15 protein-coding genes and 1 tRNA gene are annotated in these 16,197 nt (G+C 70.0%); 15 read left to right on the forward strand and 1 reads right to left on the reverse strand.

Annotated features, from left to right (window positions below; genetic code table 11):
• Positions 1 to 292 precede the first annotated feature (292 nt).
• Positions 293 to 2,674: an Rne/Rng family ribonuclease gene (locus AB0N73_RS00345; RefSeq protein WP_363559183.1), complete on the forward strand. Its 2,382-nt coding sequence runs from the start codon at positions 293 to 295 to the stop codon at positions 2,672 to 2,674.
• Between the two features lie 9 nt (positions 2,675 to 2,683).
• Here AB0N73_RS00345 and AB0N73_RS00350 read toward each other — a convergent pair whose 3' ends face one another.
• A complete protein-coding gene (locus tag AB0N73_RS00350; protein WP_363559185.1) occupies positions 2,684 to 2,956 on the reverse strand; it encodes a DUF4031 domain-containing protein in 273 nt (90 codons plus the stop codon).
• Between the two features lie 232 nt (positions 2,957 to 3,188).
• On the opposite strand from AB0N73_RS00350, the gene rplU reads away from it, so the two are divergent.
• The 14 genes from rplU (at position 3,189) to AB0N73_RS00420 (ending at position 16,141) form a co-directional block, all read left to right on the forward strand.
• Complete coding sequence (gene rplU / locus AB0N73_RS00355; RefSeq protein ID WP_363559187.1) at positions 3,189 to 3,497, forward strand: 50S ribosomal protein L21; 309 nt, start codon at positions 3,189 to 3,191, stop codon at positions 3,495 to 3,497.
• Positions 3,498 to 3,518: 21 nt separating this feature from the next.
• Complete coding sequence (gene rpmA / locus AB0N73_RS00360) at positions 3,519 to 3,776, forward strand: 50S ribosomal protein L27 (protein ID WP_363559189.1); 258 nt, start codon at positions 3,519 to 3,521, stop codon at positions 3,774 to 3,776.
• Between the two features lie 78 nt (positions 3,777 to 3,854).
• Positions 3,855 to 5,345 (forward strand): GTPase ObgE, encoded by a 1,491-nt coding sequence (obgE, locus tag AB0N73_RS00365; RefSeq protein WP_363559191.1) that lies wholly within the window; start codon positions 3,855 to 3,857, stop codon positions 5,343 to 5,345.
• A complete protein-coding gene (gene proB, locus AB0N73_RS00370; RefSeq protein WP_363559193.1) occupies positions 5,342 to 6,169 on the forward strand; it encodes a glutamate 5-kinase in 828 nt (275 codons plus the stop codon). The genes obgE and proB overlap by 4 nt, the downstream gene beginning before the upstream one ends.
• Before the next feature lie 9 nt (positions 6,170 to 6,178).
• On the forward strand, positions 6,179 to 7,438 hold the full coding sequence (locus AB0N73_RS00375; RefSeq protein WP_363559195.1) for a glutamate-5-semialdehyde dehydrogenase: 1,260 nt from the start codon (positions 6,179 to 6,181) through the stop codon (positions 7,436 to 7,438).
• Between the two features lie 51 nt (positions 7,439 to 7,489).
• Complete coding sequence (locus tag AB0N73_RS00380) at positions 7,490 to 7,714, forward strand: hypothetical protein (RefSeq protein ID WP_363559197.1); 225 nt, start codon at positions 7,490 to 7,492, stop codon at positions 7,712 to 7,714.
• 14 nt (positions 7,715 to 7,728) lie between these two features.
• The gene (gene nadD / locus AB0N73_RS00385; protein WP_363559482.1) at positions 7,729 to 8,322 is read left to right on the forward strand and encodes a nicotinate-nucleotide adenylyltransferase; all 594 of its coding nucleotides are present in this window, start codon (positions 7,729 to 7,731) and stop codon (positions 8,320 to 8,322) included.
• A complete protein-coding gene (locus tag AB0N73_RS00390; protein WP_363559199.1) occupies positions 8,319 to 9,353 on the forward strand; it encodes a hypothetical protein in 1,035 nt (344 codons plus the stop codon). The genes nadD and AB0N73_RS00390 overlap by 4 nt, the downstream gene beginning before the upstream one ends.
• Positions 9,350 to 9,730: a ribosome silencing factor gene (gene rsfS, locus AB0N73_RS00395; RefSeq protein WP_363559201.1), complete on the forward strand. Its 381-nt coding sequence runs from the start codon at positions 9,350 to 9,352 to the stop codon at positions 9,728 to 9,730. Before AB0N73_RS00390 ends, rsfS begins: the two co-directional genes overlap by 4 nt.
• 70 nt (positions 9,731 to 9,800) lie before the next feature.
• Positions 9,801 to 9,873: transfer RNA gene (locus AB0N73_RS00400), tRNA-Ala, on the forward strand.
• Positions 9,874 to 9,968: 95 nt separating this feature from the next.
• Positions 9,969 to 10,988 (forward strand): glutaminase A, encoded by a 1,020-nt coding sequence (glsA, locus tag AB0N73_RS00405; RefSeq protein ID WP_363559203.1) that lies wholly within the window; start codon positions 9,969 to 9,971, stop codon positions 10,986 to 10,988.
• On the forward strand, positions 10,985 to 12,646 hold the full coding sequence (locus AB0N73_RS00410; protein ID WP_363559205.1) for an MFS transporter: 1,662 nt from the start codon (positions 10,985 to 10,987) through the stop codon (positions 12,644 to 12,646). Before glsA ends, AB0N73_RS00410 begins: the two co-directional genes overlap by 4 nt.
• On the forward strand, positions 12,643 to 13,032 hold the full coding sequence (locus AB0N73_RS00415) for a hypothetical protein (protein ID WP_363559207.1): 390 nt from the start codon (positions 12,643 to 12,645) through the stop codon (positions 13,030 to 13,032). Before AB0N73_RS00410 ends, AB0N73_RS00415 begins: the two co-directional genes overlap by 4 nt.
• Before the next feature lie 202 nt (positions 13,033 to 13,234).
• On the forward strand, positions 13,235 to 16,141 hold the full coding sequence (locus tag AB0N73_RS00420; protein WP_363559209.1) for a glycoside hydrolase family 3 N-terminal domain-containing protein: 2,907 nt from the start codon (positions 13,235 to 13,237) through the stop codon (positions 16,139 to 16,141).
• The last annotated feature ends 56 nt before the right edge of the window (positions 16,142 to 16,197 follow it).

The following is a 16,197-nucleotide window of genomic DNA, read 5'->3' on the forward strand; positions in this document are numbered from 1 at the left end:
AATTATCGCACCGGGCGTTTAAGGGCGCGCTGTGTGCCGCGCGCCGGGGCCGGATGCGGAACACGGCGGGGTTCGGGTGCGCGGATCGGGCGGGGAGGTGCGATAATGAGACACGATGCCCCGTTCGGCCGCGCTGGGCGGGCATCTACGCAGACTTCGGGGCGACGATCGCCCTCGCAGCATGAGCCGAGTGCCTGCTGCAGACCGAGTGAGTTCGCGGCACCGCTGGTGCGGCGCCGCACGAGATTTCGCCGGGTGACGCGCGGTGTCGCCTGGTGGCAGGAGTACGCCGGTGAAGGCCGATGACGCAGGACAGCAGAACCACGACGATGCGACCGATGGCGAGCAGTCGACGCCCGAGGTAGCCGAGCAGACCCCGGCGGCGCCCGAGGCCGAGGCGGCTTCCGAGCCGACCGCGGCCGCGGAGCCCGACGCGGACACGCCCGAGGCGGCCGAGCCCGCACGCGGCGAGGACGACGCCCCCGCGTCGTCGTCCGACGCCGACGCGCCCGCGGAGGACGCGGCAGACGCTCCCGCGTCGGAGACGGCCGCGTCCGACGCGGAGACGCCGGTCGCGGAGGAGGCCCCCGCCGAGACCGGGCCGGTCACGGCCGTGTCGCTCGGGCTCCTGCCCGAGGTGTTCGTCTCGGCCGTCTCTACCGCGCTGCACTTCTACGCCCCGGCATTCGTGCCCCTCCCCGAGGAGCCGGAAGAGGACGAGCAGGAGGACGCCTCGCCGTCATCCGCCCGTCGTCGCGGACGCCGGCGCGGGGGAGCGAGCGAGCGGTCCGACGTCGCCGAGGCCCCGGAGTCGCCGCGTGCACCGCGTCAGCGTGCCGTCGAGCTCATCACCGAGCCGCAGCGCATCAAGGGCTCGACCCGTCTCGAGGCCAAGAAGCAGCGACGGCGCGACGGCCGCGACGCGGGTCGTCGTCGGCCCGTCGTGACCGAGGCGGAGTTCCTCGCCCGCCGTGAGGCCGTCGACCGCGTGATGGTGGTCCGGTCGAAGAACGGCCGCATCCAGATCGCGGTCCTCGAGGACAACGTGCTCGTGGAGCACTACGTCGCCCGCAACCAGGACGCGTCGCTCATCGGCAACGTGTACCTCGGTCGCGTGCAGAACGTGCTGCCCAGCATGGAGGCGGCGTTCGTCGACATCGGCCGCGGTCGCAACGCCGTCCTGTATTCGGGCGAGGTCGACTGGGATGCCGTCGAGACCGGCAACCAGCCGCGCCGCATCGAACTCGCGCTCAAGAGCGGCGACAAGGTGCTCGTGCAGGTCACCAAGGATCCCGTGGGTCACAAGGGCGCCCGCCTGACGAGCCAGATCTCGCTGCCCGGCCGCTACCTGGTCTACGTGCCGGGCGGTGCCATGAACGGCATTTCGCGCAAGCTCCCCGACACCGAGCGCGCCCGCCTCAAGCGCATCCTCAAGGAGGTGCTGCCGGAGTCCTCGGGCGTCATCGTGCGCACGGCCGCCGAAGGTGCGACCGAGGAGCAGCTGACCCGCGACGTCCAGCGCCTCACCGCGCAGTGGGAGCACGTCAGCAAGCAGGTCGCGAGCATGCAGGCTCCCGCCATGCTGCACTCGGAGCCCGACCTCCTGGTCAAGATCGTCCGTGACGTCTTCAACGAGGACTTCACGCGCATGCTCATCCAGGGCGAAGAGGCGCAGCGCACGATCGAGGGCTACCTCGAGGCCGTGGCTCCCGACCTGCTCGAGCGCGTCCAGCGCTACGACAGCGACGGTGACCCCTTCGACGACCTGCGGATCACGGAGCAGATCGAGAAGGCGCTCGACCGCAAGGTCTGGCTGCCCTCGGGCGGCTCGCTCGTCATCGACCGCACCGAGGCCATGACCGTCGTCGACGTCAACACGGGCAAGTTCGTCGGTTCCGGCGGAAACCTCGAAGAGACCGTCACCAAGAACAACCTGGAAGCGGCCGAGGAGATCGTGCGCCAGCTGCGGCTGCGCGACATCGGCGGCATCATCGTCGTGGACTTCATCGACATGGTGCTCGAGTCGAACCGCGACCTCGTGCTGCGACGGCTCATCGAGTGCCTGAGCCGTGACCGCACCAAGCACCAGGTCGCCGAGGTCACCTCGCTCGGACTCGTGCAGATGACCCGCAAGAAGCTCGGACTGGGGCTCCTCGAGACCTTCAGCGAGGCGTGCGAGGTCTGCGCCGGCCGCGGTGTGATCGTGCACCACGACCCGGTCGTCAAGCACCGCTCGGGCGGCGGCGGAAACGGCAACGGCAACAACGGCGGCAACGGTTCCGGCAACAACAACAACGGCGGACGCCGCGGCGGTCGTCAGACGCCGCCTCCGCCGCCGCAGACCGGCGGTCAGGCCCACGTCATCACGGAGGGCGTGAAGTCTGCCCTGGCGCAGATCGCCGCCTCCACCATCCAGCCGAGCGCAGAGGATGAGGCGACGCTCGAGGTCACCGCGACCGTCGAGGTCGTCGAGACCGTCGAGGAGCGTCCGCGCGCCAAGCGCAAGAAGCCGCGCCAGGAGAAGTCCCCGCGCACCGAGAAGGACCTCCTGCTCGATTCGGTGCTGAGCGCGCTGCCCGAGCCGAAGGCACCGGGTCAGGGGCGTTCGCGCCGTCGCGTGACCACCGCTGCCCTCACCGGCACGCCGGTCGTCCACTCTCCCGAGGGGGAGTGACCCTGCGGATCACCGCCCGCGACGCTCGCGGGCGGTGATCCGCAGACCCGACGCGAGAAGCGCGCGGACCAGGGTGTGACCGTCGACGGCGCGTGCGCCGGCGGCGACGAGACGTGCGTGGGCCTCGTCGGGGACGTCGTAGTGATCGCGGTCGAATCCGCGCCGGGGGATGCCGTTGGCGGCGGCGAAGGCGTGGAGCTCCGCCAGATCGGTGTCGCTGATGAGGTGCGACCAGAGCCGGCCATGCGCGGGCCAGCGGGGATCGTCGATCAGAATCGCCACGGCACGATCCTAGGTCGGCGCTCACCCCGGGCGGCGCGGACCGACACGCGGGGTGGCGGCTTTGCCACCGGGCACGTTCATCGGGTAATGTATCCCTTTGGTGCGTCGTCTCTCAACAGACGCGTGGCCGTGCGTACGCCGGCTCATCGAGTACCAGGAATTCTCCGCTGACTCATGCGGAGTCCCTCTAGACAATCGGAGCCGAGCGCTCCCAGACGAAAACAGGTGTGAAGTGGTTTACGCAGTTGTGCGCGCCGGTGGCCGACAGGAGAAGGTCCAGGTCGGCACGGTCGTCGTTCTCGACCGTCAGAAGGCGAAGGTCGGCGAGACGCTCGAGCTGGCCGCCCTCCTGCTCGTCGACGGCGACGCCGTCACGACCGACGCGGCGAAGCTCGCGAAGGTGACCGTCACCGCCGAGGTTCTCGGCGAAGAGCGCGGCCCCAAGATCGTGATCCAGAAGTTCAAGAACAAGACCGGTTACAAGAAGCGCCAGGGGCACCGTCAGGACCTCACGCGCGTCAAGGTCACCGGCATCAAGTAAGACCGAGGAAGAGGCGAAGAGATGGCACATAAGAAGGGCGCAAGCTCCACCCGCAACGGTCGTGACTCGAACGCTCAGCGCCTCGGCGTGAAGCGCTTCGGCGGCCAGGTCGTCAACGCGGGCGAGATCATCGTCCGCCAGCGCGGCACCCACTTCCACCCCGGCGTCAACGTCGGCCGTGGCGGCGACGACACGCTGTTCGCGCTGTCCGCCGGTGCCGTGCAGTTCGGCGCCAAGGGCGGCCGCAAGGTCGTCAACATCGTGGCCGCTGCGGAGTAATCCGAGCGCACACGCACAATCATCAGCGAGGGGCGGGCTTAGGCCCGCCCCTCGCGTCATCCCCGGGAGGGCGCCCACATGGTCACGTTCGTCGATCGAGTGACGTTGCATCTGCGCGCCGGTAAGGGCGGCAACGGCTGCGTGTCGGTGCGCCGCGAGAAGTTCAAGCCGCTGGCCGGCCCCGACGGCGGAAACGGCGGACACGGCGGCGACGTCGTGCTCGTGGCCGACCCGCAGGTCACCACCCTGCTGTCGTACCACCACTCGCCGCACCGCACCGCCGAGAACGGCGGCTTCGGGATGGGCGATCACCGCTCTGGCGCCGCCGGTGCCGCGATCGAGCTTCCCGTCCCCGTGGGCACGGTCGTCAAGGATGAGGACGGCTCCGTCCTCATCGACATGGTCGAGCCCGGTATCCGTTTCGTCGTCGCCCCCGGCGGCCAGGGCGGTCTCGGCAACGCGGCGCTCTCGTCCCCCAAGCGCAAGGCGCCCGGGTTCGCGCTGCTCGGCACGCCCGGGTGGGAGGGCGACGTCGCTCTCGAACTGAAGACCGTCGCGGACGTCGCGCTCGTCGGTTACCCCTCCGCGGGGAAGTCCAGTCTGATCGCGGCCCTCTCGGCGGCGCGCCCGAAGATCGCCGACTACCCGTTCACGACGCTGCACCCGAACCTCGGCGTGGTGCAGTCGGGCGACATCCGCTACACGGTCGCCGACGTCCCCGGCCTCATCGAAGGCGCCAGCGAGGGTCGGGGCCTCGGCCTCGAGTTCCTCCGTCACGTCGAGCGCTGCACCGCGCTCGTCCACGTCCTCGACTGCGCGACGCTCGAGCCCGGTCGCGACCCGATCTCGGACCTCGACGTCATCCTCGCCGAGCTGGCCGCGTACCCCGTCCCGGAGGGCCAGACGCCGCTGCTCGATCGCCCGCAGGTCATCGCGCTCAACAAGGTCGACGTCCCGGAGGCCCAGGATCTCGCCGATCTCGTGCGCCCCGAGCTCGAAGCGCGCGGCTACCGCGTCTTCGACATCTCGACGGTGAGTCGTTCCGGCCTGCGCGAACTGTCGTTCGCCCTGGCGGACATCATCGCCCGCCACCGCGTGGAGGTGGCCGCCACCCCGGCGCCCGAGCGCATCGTCATCCGCCCGAAGGGCTCCGAGAAGGAGTTCAGCGTGCGCGTCGAGGGCGGCACGTACGGACCGGTGTACCGCATCCTCGGCGAGAAGCCGGTGCGGTGGGTGCAGCAGACCGACTTCCAGAACGAGGAGGCCGTGGGCTTCCTCGCCGACCGACTCGACAAGCTCGGCGTCGAGGACGAGCTCTTCCGGGCCGGCGCGACCGCGGGGGCCACCGTGCTCATCGGAACCGGCGACAGCGTCGTGTTCGACTGGCACCCCACGCTCAGCTCGGCCGCCGAGCTGATGACGGCGCCCCGCGGCACCGACCCGCGTCTCGACCTCAACCCGCGGCGCACCACGTCGCAGCGGCGCGAGCGCTACCACGACCGCATGGACGCGAAGGCCGCCGCCCGCGCCGAGCTCGAATCCGAGCGCATCGCCCGGGACGAGGAGTGACGGCGGCGACCCGCGCGCAGCTCGCGGGCGCCCGACGCATCGTCGTCAAGGTCGGCTCGTCGTCGATCAGCGGCGAGAACGCGACCAAGATCAAGCCCCTCGTCGACGCACTCGCCGAGGCCCACGCGCGTGGTTCCGAGGTCGTGCTGGTGTCCTCCGGCGCCATCGCCACGGGCATGCCCTTCCTAGCGCTCGACACCCGGCCGTCCGACCTCGCCACCCAGCAGGCGGCCGCCGCGGTGGGGCAGAACGTTCTTGTCTACCGCTACCAGGAGGCGCTCCGGCCGTTCGCGATCGTGGCCGGCCAGGTGCTGCTCACCGCGGGCGACCTCGAGAACCCGACGCACCGCTCCAACGCGCGACGCGCGATGGAACGGCTGCTCGGGCTGCGGATCCTGCCGATCGTCAACGAGAACGACACCGTCGCGACCCACGAGATCCGCTTCGGAGACAACGACCGCCTCGGAGCGCTCGTGGCGCAGCTGATCGGCGCGGACGCGCTGGTGCTGCTCAGCGACATCGTGTCGTTGTACACGCGTCCGCCGGACGAGCCGGGCGCCGAGCCCATCCACGACGTGCGCTACGGGGACGACCTCGCGCAGTACCAGTTCGGTTCCGCCGTCGTGAACAGCATCGGCACCGGGGGAGCGGCGACGAAGGTGTCGGCTGCGACGCTGGCCGCCGCGGCCGGGGTCGGCGTGCTCGTCACGAGCATCGACCTCGTCAGCGAGGCGCTGTCGGGGGCGGACGTCGGTACGTGGTTCGAGCCCAACCCCGAACCGGAGGCGCCGGGCGTCACCGGCCCGGTGGGCGTGCGTCGATAGACTGACGCGATGACCGTCACCACTCTCGGCGCGCGGGAGCGGATGCTGCTCGCGCAGCGCGCCTCGCGGCAGATCGCCCGTCTCGACGACGCGGCGAAGACCGCGCTCCTCGGCGCCATCGCGGACGCCATCGATCGCGATTCCGAAGAGATCGTGGCGGCCAACCGCGTCGACCTGGAGCGCGGCGCCGAGAGCGGTCTGAGCGCGTCGCTGCTCGACCGCCTGACGCTGGACGAAGCCCGCGTGGGTGCTCTCGCCGAGGCGGTGCGCGAGGTGGCCGGTCTTCCCGACCCGGTCGCACGCGTGCTCGAGGAGAAGACGCTCCCCAACGGTCTCCACCTGCAGAAGGTGTCGGTGCCGTTCGGTGTCGTGGGATCGATCTACGAGGCTCGACCCAACGTGACCGTCGACATCGCCGCGCTCGCGCTGCGCTCGGGCAACGCGGTCGTGCTCCGCGGCGGCACCGCCGCCGAGCAGACGAACGCCGCTCTCGTGGCCGCCATGCGCTCCGCCCTCACCGAGAACGGGGTGGATGCCGACGCGATCCAGACCCTCGATGCGTTCGGGCGCGACGGTGCGACGGAGCTGATGAACGCCCGCGGCATCGTCGACGTGCTGGTGCCGCGCGGCAGTGCGCAGCTCATCGAGACCGTGGTCACACAGTCCTCGGTGCCGGTCATCGAGACGGGCGCCGGCGTCGTCCACGTGTACCTCGACGAGAGCGCTCCGCTCGAGCGGGCGTCCTCGATCGTCGTGAATGCCAAGGCCCAGCGCCCCAGTGTCTGCAACGCCGCCGAGACGGTGCTCGTGCACGCCGGTGCGGCGGAGCGCATCGTGGCGCCCGTCGTCGCTGCGCTCCACGCCGCCGGGGTCACGGTGCACGGCGATGATGCGGTCGTACGGCTGGCGGACGGCATCGTGCCGGCGACCGAGGAGGACTGGGCGACCGAGTACATGAGCCTGGACATCGCGATGCGCGTCGTCGACGACATGGACGACGCCCTCGATCACATCCGCCGCTACTCGACGCATCACACCGAGTCGATCATCACCGACGACGACGCGGCCGCCGAGCGGTTCCTGGCCGAGGTCGACTCGGCCGTCGTCATGGCCAACGCCTCGACGCGGTTCACGGATGGCGGCGAGTTCGGCTTCGGCGCCGAGGTCGGCATCTCGACGCAGAAGCTGCACGCCCGCGGCCCGATGGGGCTGCGCGAGCTGACGAGCACCAAGTGGGTCGTCCGCGGCTCCGGGCAGGTGCGCGGCTGACCGACTAAGCTGGGAACGCGTGCGCGCGCCCGCCGATCGAACGGAGACCCGATGAGCCTTGCGCTGACCCTCGCCCTCGTAGCCGAGGAAGCCGAGCACCACGGAAACGTGGCGCTCGAGACCGTGGGGTACGGCATCGTCGCGCTTGTCGTGTTCACCGCTCTCGGCCTCGTCACGCTGTCCTACCGCAACGTGGCCAACCGCCACGCGCACAAGGCCGCCGTGTACGCCGAGAAGCACGCCGCCGACCTGCAGCCGCACGGACACGGACACTGACCTCCGCCGACGTGATGACGACCCGTGCGCCCCGGATCGGGGTCATGGGCGGAACGTTCGACCCCATCCACCACGGCCACCTCGTGGCCGCCAGCGAGGTCGCGTCGTCGTTCGGACTCGACGAAGTCGTGTTCGTGCCCACGGGGCGCCCCTGGCAGAAGACGACCGTCTCGCCCAGCGAGGACCGGTATCTGATGACGGTGATCGCGACCGCATCCAACCCGGACTTCAGCGTCAGCCGCGTCGACATGGACCGCACCGGTCCCACCTACACGATCGACACGCTGCGTGATCTGAAGGAGCAGCGGCCCGACGCCGAGCTCTTCTTCATCACCGGTGCCGATGCCGTGGCGCAGATTCTCAGCTGGAGGGACCATGATGAACTCTGGGATCTCGCCCATTTCGTCGCCGTCTCCCGCCCCGGCCACCCCCTGAGTGCCGCGGGACTGCCGACGGAGAACGTGAGTCTGCTCGAGATCCCCGCCCTCGCGATCTCGTCGACGGACTGCAGGAATCGGGTCCGTTCCGGACAACCGGTGTGGTACCTCGTCCCCGATGGTGTCGTCCAGTACATTGCGAAGCACCACCTCTACCGGAGCAAGGCATGAGCAACCCCGATCAGCCCAGCGGGCCGTCACTGACACGGCGACAGCTGCGAGAGATCCGGCACACCGGATCCACCCCCATCGTGACGCCCAACGAAGCCACGGCGGCCGCGAACGACGCCGCTGCGGCGCCCGACGAGCCTGCCGCGCCGCCGGTCACGCCCGCGCCGTTGCCCCGCGCCGCCGCTCCTGCGGTCGTGCCGGCGGCCCCGCGCCCCGACGCCAGCGTCGATCTCGGCGTCTCGCCGCTCACCCGCCGCCAGGCGCGTGAGCAGGAGCGCATCCGCACGGCATCCGTGCCGGTCATTGCGCCCGATGTGCCCGCCGCCGCGGCGGCGACGCCGTCCGAGGCGGAGGAGAAGGCCGCGAAGCCGGAGAAGCCGGCGAAGGGCGACAAGCCCGCGAAGGGCGAGAAGGCGGCGAAGTCCGCCAAGCGCGACGCGCCGACGCTCGCTCCCGCCGACGACGAGCGCCCGGCCGACCAGACGCCGCTGCTCGCCGCCGAAGCGGCCCTCGCCGCGGACGAGCCGGTGGCCACGGTGTCGCCGCAGCTCGGGTCCGCGCTCCTCGACGGACGCGTGGCCGAAGCCCCGGTGCCGCCGTCGTTCGACCACCTGCTGACGCGTGAGAGCGCCAGCACGGGTGCGGTGCTCACCCCGAATGCGCTGATCCTCTCGCAGACGCCGGCCGCGGGACTGACGTCTCCGATCACGGCGACCGGAGAGGTGCTCATCACGGGCACCTTCGCGCTTCCCGAGGGCCTGGGCTCGCGCGGGCACGGACCGGGCACCACCGACGGCAAGGACGCGGACGCCGTCCTCATCGACGGGGAGCTCCCCGCCGCATCCTCCCCGACCCCCATCGCGGCAAGCGCCGCGATTTCCACCGTGAAGCGCGCGGACGAGATCATCCGTCCGCCGGCGCCCGAGAAGGGGAGCAGGCTCATGGTGCTGCTGGCGATCACCGCCGGCGCGCTGGCCCTCGCCCTCGTCGGGGTGCTCGTCTTCGCCGTAACGACAGGACTTGTCTCATGACAGCCACCGACGCAGGCGTTCAGGCGCTGCAGATCGCCGCACGTGCGGCCGACGCGAAGGGCGGCGAGGATCTCGTCGCGCTGGACGTGTCGGACCCGCTTCCGCTCGTCGACATCTTCCTTCTGGTCACCGGCCGCAACGAGCGCAACGTCGCCGCGATCGCCGATGAGATCGAAGAGCAGCTGCTCGCCAGCGGCGTCAAGCGCGTGCGCCGTGAGGGACGCGCGGAGTCCCGCTGGGTGCTTCTCGACTTCGGCGACCTCGTCGTGCACGTCTTCCACGAGGAGGAGCGCACGTTCTACGGGCTCGAGCGCCTGTGGAAGGACTGCCCGACCGTGCCGATCGAGCTCCCGGAGCCGGCGCGCGCCGAGGACTGACAGCGGGCTCGATTTCGTCGCAGCGCGGCGGATGTAGTAAGCTGTACGAGTTGCCCGAACGGGTGACGGAGGGCCTGTGGCGCAGCTGGTAGCGCACCTGCATGGCATGCAGGGGGTCAGGGGTTCGAGTCCCCTCAGGTCCACCGAATGAGATGAAAGCCCCGGTTTCACCGGGGCTTTCGTCGTTTCTCCGAGAGTTCGATCGCGCCCCGTCGCACCGGGGGCTACGGTGAGCAGCATGCGGGAGAGTGAACTCGACGTCGAGGATGTGCCTCAGGCTGCGGCGACGGGCGAGGTGCCCGAGACGGCGCGCATCGACGACCTCCTTGCGGCGGCGCACGACCGTGCTCGTGTGCACACCGAGGGCACGGTCGCGGACTACATCCCGATCCTCGCGGAAGCGGATCCGGAGGCCTTCGGGGTGTGCGTCGCGGATGTCGACGGCGGACTCCACGAGGTGGGTCAGACGCGCCGGACGTTCTCCATCCAGTCGATCTCGAAGGCATTCGTCTACGCGCTCGTGTGCGGGCAGCTCGGACACCAAGAGGTCTTCGACACGGTCGGCGTGAACAACACCGGACTGCCCTTCAACTCGGTCATCGCCGTCGAACTCAACGACGGTCATCCGATGAACCCGATGGTCAACGCCGGCGCGATCGCGACGACCGCCCTGGTTCCCGGCGCAACGGCCACCGAGCGGTGGGAGTTCATCCGGGCCGGTCTCTCGCGCTTCGCCGGACGTGACCTGACGATCGATGACGAGGTCTACCGCTCCGAGATGGCGACGAACGGGCGCAACACGGCGATCGCCGAGCTGCTGGCCAGCTACGGGCGGATCCGCAGCGACCCGGATGAGGCCGTGGACATCTACACCCGGCAGTGCGCGGTGTCGATCGATGCGCGGGACCTCGCGGTGATGGGGGCGACGCTGGCCGACGGCGGGGTGAACCCGGTCACCGGCGTGCGCGTGGTCTCGGCGACGGTGTGCCGCGACACCCTGGCCGTGCTCGCGGCGAGCGGTCTCTACGAGCGTTCGGGGGAGTGGCTGTTCGAGATCGGCCTGCCCGGCAAGTCCGGTGTGAGCGGGGGCCTCGTGACGGTCGCGCCCGGCAAGGTCGGCATCGGCGCCTACGCGCCCCGGCTCGACTCGGCAGGCAACAGCGTGCGAGGGCAGATCGCGACCGCGTACCTGTCGCGGGCGCTCGGACTCAACATCTTCGCCTCCGCACCCCACACGAACCAGGAGAACCCGGGATGAACGACGCAGCGCGCACGACCGAGGCCCCTCGCGCCTCCTGGGTGCCCATGGCGGGTCTGTTCCTCGCCCAGATCCTGATGTCGTACAACGTCTCGGCTCTCCCTGTGTCGCTCGGCGGGATGGTGGAGAGCTTCGACGTCGCCCCCACGGACGTGAGCACGGCGATCGTCACCTACGGCCTGGTCGTGGCGGCGCTCGTGATGGTGGGCGCGAAGATCGGCCAGCGGGTCGGCTGGGTGATCATGTTCCGCATCGTCATCGCCCTCTTCGCCGCCTCGGCCGTCCTCATGATCACCGCGCCGGGCGTCGCGTGGGTCATCGCGGCGCAGGCGATGGCCGGGGCCGCCGCCGCGATCATCGTGCCCTCGCTCGTGGCCCTCATCGCCGAGAACTACCGAGGGAGCCAGCAGGAGACCGCGATCGGTTCGCTCGGATCCGCGCGCGCCCTCGCGGGCGTGAGCGCCTTCCTGATCGGCGGCACGCTCGCGACCCTCGTCGGCTGGCGCCAGGTCTTCGTGGTCGTGCTCCTGCTCGCGATCGCGGTCTTCCTGCTGAGCTTCCGGCTGCGCAGCGCGCCCGGCAACCGCGCCATCCGCATCGATGTCGTCGCCGCGGTGCTCATCGGCGCAGGTATCGTCTCGCTCACCCTCGGCGTCAACAATCTGAACGGCTGGGGTCTGCTGACCGCCGACCCCCAAGCCCCGTTCGACATCCTCGGACTCTCGCCCGCGCCCGTGCTGATCGTGGTCGGGCTGGTGCTGGTGCAGTCGTTCTTCGTCTGGACGCGGCGGCGCACGGCAGCCGGCAAGGTGCCGCTCGTGAGCGTGTCGGTGTTCGCGTCCTCGCGTGAGCGCGCCGCGGTGTACGCGATGTTCATCGTGGTGGGCCTGGAGGCCGCGCTCAATTTCACGATCCCGCTCTACATCCAGATCGTGCAGGGGCGCACGCCGTTCGACACCTCGTTGGCGATGCTGCCCTTCAACCTGACGGTCTTCTTCACCGCCATGGTGGTCGTGCGGTTCTACCGCCGCTTCCCGCCCCGGACGATCGCCGTCTTCTCGTTCGGCCTGACGACGGCGGCGCTGCTCTGGCTGGCGTTCGTGGTCACGAACAACTGGGAGACGCTTCCCACGATCCTGGGTCTGGTCGTCTTCGGCATCGGGCAGGGGGCGCTGGTGACCCTGGTCTTCAACGTGCTGGTGACCGCATCGCCCAAGGAGCTGGCCGGTGACGTCGGGTCCGTGCGGGGAACGACGCAGAACCTCGCCTCGGCCGTCGGCACTGCCGTTGCGGGCGCTCTGCTCGTCGGCATCCTGAGCGCGAACATCACGGCGGCCCTGGCCGCCGACCCGGAGCTGCCCGATGAACTCGTCTCGCAGGTCGATCTCGACAGTGTCACCTTCGTCAGCAACGATCGGCTGGGCGCCGTGCTGGCGGCGACCGATGCGACACCGGCGCAGGTGGATGCGGCGGTCGCGCTCAACGAGGACGCGCGTCTGCGCGCCCTCAAGATCGGGCTGCTGGTGCTGGCGGGGGTCAGCGCCCTGGCGATCGTCCCGGCCACGCGCCTGCCCGGCTACCGAGCGGGTGAGGTGCCCGAGGCCGTGGCGACCGGCGACACGCCCGCCGAGGTTCCCACCGAGGAGGACGCACGATGACCGCCCCCGTTCCTCCGTCCGGGCAGCGCTGGCTCGCCGCCACCCCGCCGACGCCGCGCCCGCCCGCATCCGCCACCCTGTCGTACGTGACGTTGGGGCTGGGAGTCGCGAGTCCCGTGCTCACGATCCTCGGATTCGTCCTCAACAACGCGCTCGTCCTGGCCTACGACAGCCCCGTGCGCGCGCTCGTCGGGCTGCTGCCGTGGCTGTCGGGCATCGCCGCGATCGTCGTCGGGATCGTCGCTCTCGTCCGGCGCGCCCGGGCGAGGACGGCGGCGATCATCGGCATGATCGTGCCGGCGGCGGGGCACCTGCTGCTGCTCGCCGCGTGGGTCGTGATCTTCGTCGGCGTCATGACCGTGGTCGGCGTCGGCTCCGGTGGCTGATCCGCGCGGCGCCCGGGGCGCGTCCCCGTCGGGGATGCGTCGGGTGAGCCGATGGGGGCGACAGTTCATGCGGTGAAAGCGACAGATTCTCCGTGTGCGCCGGAGAGCCCGCGGACCGCGGGTGGAATGGCTTCTGGCACCGCTGCGCCGAGGCACGGTGCCGGCCTCCACCGACGGAGGTCTGCACACAGAGGAGAACACAGTGAGTTCCACGACGGCTAAGCGGCCGATGTCGAACAAGAAGTTCCTGGCGATCTGGATCCCGATTGTTGCAGTGGTGGCCGTGGTGGCCATCGGTGCGAACATCGCGATCGGGATGTTCCGTGGAGCTATCGAGTCGTACATGGGCGCCGGTACCTACGAGATCAGCAACACCGCTGAAGGGGCCGAGCTCGACACCGCGTACTACACCGCCGACTACGCGACGCAGGACGAGGCGAAGGCTGCCTCCTCCACGATCGTCGAAGAGATCGCGCAGGAGGGCATGACCCTCGTCAAGAACAACGGAACCCTGCCCCTCGCGACCGGCAGCATCACGCTGCTGGGCCGTGGCGCCGCAGACCCCGTCTACGGCGGCTCCGGCTCCGGCACGGCCGACACCCGCACCGCGGTCAACATCCGCGCCGGTGTCGAGAACGGCGGCTTCACCGTCAACGGCACCGTCTACGACCAGCTCGCGGCCTTCGCCGAGGCGAACCCCGCGGCCGAGGGCGGCCGGACGAACATCGTCATGGACAAGCCCGAGGAGTCCAACTACAACATCGGTGAGATGCCGGTCGCGGACTACTCCGCGGCATCGCTCGACAGCTTCGCCGAGTTCGGGGACGCGGCGGTCATCGTCATCGGACGCGGCGGCGGCGAAGGCGGCGACCTGGCCACGAACATGGAGGCCTGGGACGAGAACGCCGAGGCCGGCCAGCACCAGCTCGAGCTCAACAAGGACGAGAAGGACCTGATCGAGCTCGCCAAGGCGAACTTCGAGAACGTCGTCGTGGTGGTCAACGCATCCACGTCGATGGAGCTCGGCCCGCTGCAGGACGACGAGGGAATCGACGGCGTGATCCTGGCCGGCTCGCCCGGTGTGAACGGCTTCAACGCGCTCGGCCCCATCCTGAGCGGTGAGATCAACCCCTCGGGCCGCACGGTCGACATCTTCTCGCGCGACTTCACCGCCGACCCGACGTTCGTCAACTTCGGCGACTATGCGTACACCAACGTCGACGACGCCTACTTCGTGGACTACGAAGAGGGCATCTACGTCGGCTACCGCTACTACGAGACCGCCGCGGTCGAGGGCTTCCTCGACTACGACCAGGCCGTCGTCTACCCGTTCGGCTACGGCCTGAGCTACACGGACTTCTCCTACGAGGTGACCGGACAGCAGCTCGGCGCCGTCGACGGCGAGATCTCGGTCGACGTCGAGGTGACCAACACCGGCGACGTGGCGGGCAAGGACGTCGTGCAGCTGTACTACACCGCTCCCTACACGCCCGGCGGCATCGAGAAGTCCTCGGTCGTGCTCGGCGACTTCGCCAAGACCGGACTGCTCGAGGCCGGTGCCTCCGAGACGCTGACGCTCAGCATCCCGGTCGAGGAGATGGCCTCGTACGACAGCACCGGTGAGGGCGCGTACACGCTCGACGCCGGCACCTATCAGATCAAGGTGCAGACCGACTCCCACACCGTGGCCGCCGGCACCGCGCCGATCGACTACACCGTCGCGGAGACGGTCGTCTACAGCGACGGCCGTGCGAGCGACGAGACCCCGGCCACGAACCAGTTCGCGGACGTCACGGCCGAGTTCACCGACGGGGCGGTGACCGAGTTCTCTCGCGCCGACTTCGCCGGGACCTTCCCGACGGCTCCCGAGGGTGCCGACTTCGAGGCGAGCGAGGCCACGATCGCGGCCTTCGCCCCGTACGACGCGGCCGCAGCGGCTGCCGAGAACCCGGATGTCGAGGCCCCGACCTGGGGCGCCGACGGCGACCTGTCGCTGATCGACCTGCGCGGTCTCGCCTGGGACGACCCGGCGTGGGACGACCTGCTGAACCAGCTCGAGCTGGACGAGGTGGTCGACATGCTCACCTCCGGCGCGTACAACACGGCCGGCCTGCCGGAGATCGGCAAGATCCGCACGAACGACCTCGACGGCCCCGCCGGCTTCAGCTCGTTCATCAACCCGGACCTCTGGACCGGCACCGCCTTCCCGTCCGAGTACCTGCTCGGGCAGACGTGGAACGCGGAGCTGGCCGAGAAGATGGGCGTCGCGATCGGCAACGAGGCACTCACGATGGGTGCCAACGGCTGGTACGCCCCCGCGGCGAACCTGCACCGCTCGCCCTTCGCGGGTCGCAACTTCGAGTACTACTCGGAGGACCCGGTGCTCTCGGGCGTGCTCGCCACGGCAGCCGTGGACGGGGCCCTCACCAAGGGCGTCTACTCGTTCACCAAGCACTTCGCGATGAACGACCAGGAGACCAACCGCGTCAACGGCAACGGCATCGCCACGTGGGCGACCGAGCAGACGATCCGCGAGGTGTACCTCAAGCCCTTCGAGATGATCGTGAAGGACGCCTCGGGTGAGCTGACGACCTACGACGAGAACGGCGAACTCCAGACCACCGAGATCGGTGCGACGGCCATGATGAGCTCGTTCAACCGCATCGGGGCCGTCTGGGCCGGTGGGTCGGCGGCGCTGATGCACGACGTGCTGCGGGAGGAGTGGGGCTTCACCGGCTTCGCGATCACCGACTTCAACCTGTACCCGTACCTGTACGTGGACCAGGCCTGGGCGGCACGCGGCACGGATCACATGCTGACCTTCGCCGGCACGAAGACCGTCGAGGACATCGACAGCGCGTACGCGCAGTCGAACATCCGCTACGCGGCGCACAACGTGCTGTACACGGTGGCGAACTCGAACGCGGTCAACGGCATGGCGCCCGGCGCGACGCTGGCCTACCAGCCCGCCGCGTGGGAGGTCTGGGTCACCGTCGTCACGGTCGTCCTCGCCCTGCTGCTCGCCGCGGCCGTGGTGTGGATCGTGGTGCGGTTCCGCCGTCACCGCAACCGCCCCGCAGTGATCACGGATGAGGCGACCCCCGCCTGATCCGGAACGACAACCGGACGGGGCCGGGAGACACGCTCTCCCGGCCCCGAACAGAA

Source organism: Microbacterium sp. NPDC089189 (assembly GCF_040685095.1).
GTDB lineage: Bacteria > Actinomycetota > Actinomycetes > Actinomycetales > Microbacteriaceae > Microbacterium.

Excerpts from the sequence above, each read along its gene's own strand:
- rpmA (WP_363559189.1), top strand. The coding sequence starts at position 3,519 with ATGGCACATAAGAAGGGCGCAAGCTCCACCCGCAACGGTCGTGACTCG.
- obgE (WP_363559191.1), top strand. The coding sequence starts at position 3,855 with ATGGTCACGTTCGTCGATCGAGTGACGTTGCATCTGCGCGCCGGTAAG.
- AB0N73_RS00375 (WP_363559195.1), top strand. The coding sequence starts at position 6,179 with ATGACCGTCACCACTCTCGGCGCGCGGGAGCGGATGCTGCTCGCGCAG.
- AB0N73_RS00380 (WP_363559197.1), top strand. The coding sequence starts at position 7,490 with ATGAGCCTTGCGCTGACCCTCGCCCTCGTAGCCGAGGAAGCCGAGCAC.
- nadD (WP_363559482.1), top strand. The coding sequence starts at position 7,729 with ATGACGACCCGTGCGCCCCGGATCGGGGTCATGGGCGGAACGTTCGAC.
- AB0N73_RS00390 (WP_363559199.1), top strand. The coding sequence starts at position 8,319 with ATGAGCAACCCCGATCAGCCCAGCGGGCCGTCACTGACACGGCGACAG.
- rsfS (WP_363559201.1), top strand. The coding sequence starts at position 9,350 with ATGACAGCCACCGACGCAGGCGTTCAGGCGCTGCAGATCGCCGCACGT.
- glsA (WP_363559203.1), top strand. The coding sequence starts at position 9,969 with ATGCGGGAGAGTGAACTCGACGTCGAGGATGTGCCTCAGGCTGCGGCG.
- AB0N73_RS00410 (WP_363559205.1), top strand. The coding sequence starts at position 10,985 with ATGAACGACGCAGCGCGCACGACCGAGGCCCCTCGCGCCTCCTGGGTG.
- AB0N73_RS00415 (WP_363559207.1), top strand. The coding sequence starts at position 12,643 with ATGACCGCCCCCGTTCCTCCGTCCGGGCAGCGCTGGCTCGCCGCCACC.